We start from the raw sequence: 3,467 nt of genomic DNA, 5'->3' as shown, positions 1-3,467 counted from the left end.
AAATGTCGTAACAATAACAGGTAATTCCTATCGTCTTAAACAACATCTTGAACCAGCAGACGAGTAATTTTGTACATCCTTAAACGAGCAAAAATGTACATATTAAGGTTGACATTTATAGAAATAAAAGTAAATGAAATAGAACAATCAAATAGGTTAATTGAGCTAGTAATCTTAGACTCCTACACTTTATTCGATAGAAAAATTGAAGGTGATTGGAGAATAATTGGTCGTCATATAAATTATATTCCTACAGATTTCGAGAATACGTTTTTCACTTACGGTGTTGGTGATTCATGTCGCAAAGTTGATATTTTTGATAATGAAGTTCCAATTAATGAATCGCAAGCAAAGGGATTAACAGACTATAGCCCATTAGGAAATTATGATATAAATGATTTAATTAGTGATAAACTCTAAGGAAATAAGTGGAAAACACGATTTCACAATAATGATTAATTATGTCCTATAAATATTAAAAAGTTTTTTGACCAACTAAGAAATACAAAGGGGAATCGATTCTTGTAATAAATCTTTAGTGTTAAGAAATTTAAACTTCAAATTATATGTGCTTTGTGAAAAGAGGGAATATTATGCAACAGAAAAGAAGTTTTGATGAAGTAATTGTAAATTTAGAATACCGAGATAGGATTCCCAAAGATTGTGAGTTTACGAGGAAAGATTGTTTATTTTTATATGAAAAACTTGCCGATAATAAAATTGAAGAAGATCATGTATTTTTATCTTATGAAAAAGCGAAAAGATACAATGACGAGTATCATGAAGATTTTAGTGAATTTAAAGAAAGTCATTGGATATTCGCCGAAACTGGTAGAGGCGACTTTTGGATAATTGATCTTGATGATATGGAATCACCACCAACAGTATTATTTTATGATCATGATCTTGAGGATTTTAGTCCAGAAAACATGTTGAATATGTCAATAAATATTTTAGAGTGGTTTGAGTTAGCTGATTTAATATCTCAACTTCATAACCCAGATTTTTATGATAAAGATTTTAGGTTAAAGGAGCATTGGAAACAAAAAGCGATAGAAGAAATAGAAAAGATAAAAAAGGACTTTCAATAAAATCCCCCTTCCAATTATTCTGAATAGTTAAAATAATACGTGAGTTGAGGGTCTAAAATAAAGCATTAAATGTAGGGTGTTTATATTTAGACAGATTTAACAAGGGTATTAGCTCAGAAGATTTGAGTTACTTTTTAGCAAATATGACTCCTTAGAAATGTTCTAGATAAACCTTATGTAATAAAAATAGTTTCTTCAAGTGAGTTTATTCCAACTAGTAAAAGGCATTACCCAGAGGATGATGTTATTTGGGAGGAGTTGGAGGGAAATATTAGTAATGAATGGTATCTTTTTGCTGAATCTGAACAAATAAACCAATACATTAGTATTGATATGAACAAGTCTCGCTTAGGTTATTGCTATGATAGTTTCTTAGAAATCCGTTCAGCACCAGGGGAGAGTTAGATAATTGCCAAAACTTCACAGAACCGTTAGAGTGATTATACTCCAGAAAAGGTAAAAATTAGTTTTGTTATCTGAAACTTTCGAGTCTTATGGAGATGCTTATGAGGGAATGTGAAAATAGATGAACTGGAATATTTGCTAGCTAGATCGTTGGATGACTCTAATAATATGATAAAGCTAATTACAGATTCTAAAAAAATATGTAAAGAAGAAACAATATATCTTCTTTACATATTTTTTGGTTAGTAAGCCTGATAACATGCATTAAGAGTATTTCGACATTGCAACGGAATCATTTACTCTTTATATCCGAAGATTGCTAAGCAATTTAACTAGCAGGTACTGACCCTCCGCAAATTTTGGCACTAAATACTTAATCAAAGGTCGATGAGATTTAATCGGATGGCTTAGGTATAGTTGACTCTAACCTTAATGTGAATTTGTCGGCGGTTTTAAAGTAGAATTATATTAGCGCCAAAATACAATATGAATAAATAATTGTAGATAGTTTTTTTAGAAAAGACTTTGAAAATATTATTTCAAAGTCATTTTCTATTTTGAAGATGTGTTGCCAAATAAATCGATTCTTTACCAACCGAATAATAATTGCTTATGTATGTAATAGCTATAGGTATCTATCAGATAGCTATGACGATGTGATTTTTGCGAAAGACAATCATACGCAAGTTTCCTTTGATTACACCATTCTTGGCAGCTTGAAGTCCCGAGAACAAGGCGGGAAGAAAGTTCGATTTGCCTATGATACAGAAGAGCAGTTAATTGCTGTGTTCAACGAAAAAGGCGAAGCGTACCAGTTTGAACGGGATGCGAAAGGGAATATCATCAAGGAAATCGGCTTTGATGACATGACAAGAACGTATGAACGAAGTCTAGCGGGATTGGTTCAGAGAATTAATCGACCTGGTAATCGCTGGACAGCGTATCAACATGACAACCTAGGAAATGTTATTCGTGCGGATTATTATGACGATACATGGGAAACATTTACTTATGACAAAAATGGTTTGTTAAAAGAGACGGCAAACGACCATGTGACCGTCAAGCTTGAGCGCGACGCATCCGGCCAAGTGATCAAAGAATGGCAAAACGACCATTGGATTGAAAGTAGCTACGATGAACTTGGCAATCGTTCACGGATTACGAGTAGCCTAGGCGCAAACATCCATGTCGCTCGGAATGAAATGGGTAATGTCATGCAAATGACCGCCTCACAATCCGACAAAAACCAGTGGACTGCTTCCATGCAGTACAACGAACTAGGTCAGGAGATTGAGAGAATCTTACCTGGGGATGTCATTAGTAAATGGCAGTATGATATTACAGGTAGACCAACACACCATCGAGTAAAGAGTCAAAACCGCGATACAAGAAGACGCGTGTATAACTGGGATGTCAATCACCGCCTCCGCAGCATGGTCAACGAACTAACTGGAGTAAAAGTCACATACGGTTACGACGAGTTTAGTAACCTCGTCTGGGCGAATCAAGACAGTCAATTCGATTTCCTATACCGCAGTGTTGACGAAGTTGGCAATCTATATGAAACACGTGAAAAATCAGATCGCGTATACGGTCCTGGCAGTAGACTACTAGAAACAAAAGACGCCAAATTCACCTATGACGAAGAAGGAAATCTCATCAAGAAAGTCGAAAACAATGGTGATACGTGGAAATATGAGTATTATGGCAATGGGATGATGTCAAAAGTCATTAAGCCAGACAAGACGGAAGTAACTTTCAAATACGACACGTTAGGTAGACGGGTAGAGAAGAGTTCCAATGAAAAGTCGATGAGATTCGTGTGGGATGGGAATACAATTCTACATGAATTTGATTCGCAGAATGATCCGGCTGAACCTAATCTAGTCACATGGGTATTTAATGATGGCTTTGTCCCTTCAGCTAAAATCACAAGTGAAGGCCATTATAGCATTATTAGTGATTATCTAG

General features: G+C 35.0%; 3 protein-coding genes and 1 pseudogene. All 4 read left to right on the top strand.

The features are described from left to right. Window positions 1–93: 93 nt before the first annotated feature. Window positions 94–420, top strand: coding sequence for a hypothetical protein (locus tag EKG35_RS20355; protein WP_126296375.1), 327 nt, complete (start codon window positions 94–96; stop codon window positions 418–420). A gap of 173 nt (window positions 421–593) precedes the next feature. Then, window positions 594–1,091 (top strand): hypothetical protein, encoded by a 498-nt coding sequence (locus EKG35_RS20350; protein WP_126296374.1) that lies wholly within the window; start codon window positions 594–596, stop codon window positions 1,089–1,091. A gap of 258 nt (window positions 1,092–1,349) precedes the next feature. Further along, window positions 1,350–1,496 (top strand): hypothetical protein, encoded by a 147-nt coding sequence (locus EKG35_RS21115; RefSeq protein ID WP_185807848.1) that lies wholly within the window; start codon window positions 1,350–1,352, stop codon window positions 1,494–1,496. 716 nt (window positions 1,497–2,212) lie between these two features. After that, window positions 2,213–3,467 (top strand): annotated as a pseudogene (locus tag EKG35_RS20345) (RHS repeat protein); the annotation flags it as partial.

It is taken from the genome of Lysinibacillus telephonicus, from assembly GCF_003966145.1.
Lineage (GTDB): Bacteria > Bacillota > Bacilli > Bacillales_A > Planococcaceae > Ureibacillus > Ureibacillus telephonicus.
Note: the sequence above shows the minus strand (reverse complement) of the source record. Positions and strands in the feature narration are given on the sequence as shown.